This is a genomic window from Streptomyces sp. TRM68367, from assembly GCF_014495685.1.
Classification (GTDB): domain Bacteria; phylum Actinomycetota; class Actinomycetes; order Streptomycetales; family Streptomycetaceae; genus Streptomyces.
In genome coordinates this window covers 1-1,511 of record NZ_JACTVI010000264.1, presented here as the reverse complement: position 1 = coordinate 1,511, position 1,511 = coordinate 1, and the positions used below count along the sequence as shown (strand labels likewise).

Sequence of the window (1,511 nt, the reverse complement as noted above, 5' to 3'; positions counted from 1 at the left end):
ACGCGGCTGTGGTGTCTGCCGATCGGTGGTCCATGAGCGCTTGCAGGACGTGCAGCGGGACTCCGGCGTCCGCGTAGCGCTGGCAGAACGTGTGCCGGAAGGCGTAGGGGAAGATCTTGGTCCGGTCGAACGGCAACGGCGTACCGTCACGCCCCAGTTCCTCGGAGTCCAGCACCGGAATCGAGTCGGCCCACGACCGGATGAACCGCGAGAGGTATCCCGTGTCGAGGTGATGGTAGCGATTGGTGATGGCCGGGAAGAGATGCTCCGCGCTGTTGTCTGGCAGGTCGAGCCCGGCCCGGATCTCCTGCCAGTTCTTGATGGCGTCCACGGTCTGCTGGTGGACCGGCAGGCGTCGTCGCCGTCGCCGGCCTTTCATGTTGTGCCAGACCAGTTGGTATTCGCCATTGTCGAACTCCAGGCAGTCCAGGTCGAGTCCGGCGACCTCGGCGGGGCGCCGGCCGGTGTCCCGCAGGACCACGTAGGCCGTGCGAAGCATCGCGTTGACGGCCTCGGGAGGAAGCTCCCCGTAGGGAAAGTCCTTGCCCAGCAGATGGACATGCTGATCGAGCTGGCGGATCACCGGTTCGGGGATGGCCTTGCCGATCTCCTCGTCGTTCTCGTCGACCTTCTTGATCGTGTGATGGTCCGGATGACGGACGAAGCGGGGCGACAGGCCGTCCAGCACTCCTTCGCGGCGTCCGAAATCCAGAAGGTTGAAGAACTGGGCGGCCCTCTTGATCTGAGTGGCCGAGGAGTGGACCTCGCCCCTTCTGCCCCGGGCGGTCCGAAACGCATCAACGACGGCGCTCACGTCCGAGAACTGGAGCCTGCCCGGATCCTCGCCGCCTCCAGAACGCAGTTCCAGGGCCCGCGAGGCGATGACACACGCCCAGTGATGCTCGCGCAGCTCCTTGCTGATGGGATTCGTGGTGCGGGCCCAGTGCATCACAAGCTCCCGCAGCCACCCCTGCCGGATCTCACCGAAGTCAAGGGAACTGGGATTACGAAGCGCGCTCTCGGTCTTCTTCAGGGAGGGGATCTTCTGACTGACGGTCCGAAGGTCCCAGACCAGTGTCCGTGCCGGATCGACCCCCCGGAACTGGTCGAAGCCGGTCGCGATGTCCCACCGCACTCCCCGCAGGAGCGAAACGGTCCCCTCGTACCCCGCCTGGGCGGGATCAGGGAACGCCTCTCCTGCCAAGGCGAGGGCTGGCAGGTCGGCCAGCAAGCCGACGATGCCCCGTACCGCCTGGGGAGAGAGGTTCTGCCCGCGTGCGTCACGCTGCTGGAGAACGTAGAGGATCTCCAACCGCGCCACCGCAGACAGCGGAGCGAGCGAAAACATGTGGGCGGCCAGAAACGGCGGCTGGTGCTCGGCCCACCGTTCCACGGCTGCTCTGCCGTCTCCGGCGAGGTCGTGCCCCGGGTTCCGCAGCAAATCGGTCTCCTGGCAGGTGCTGCGTGGTGAAGTTGCTGGTCAGCGCGTTCAGGCATAGCGGCACGGCTCA

Annotated in this window: 1 protein-coding gene; it reads right to left on the bottom strand. The window is 66.0% G+C overall.

What is annotated here, in order from left to right; all coding sequences use genetic code 11:
• On the bottom strand, positions 1-1,441 hold a 1,441-nt coding region (locus H8R17_RS45385), incomplete at its 3' end, for a tyrosine-type recombinase/integrase (protein WP_187828981.1).
• Positions 1,442-1,511 lie beyond the last annotated feature (70 nt).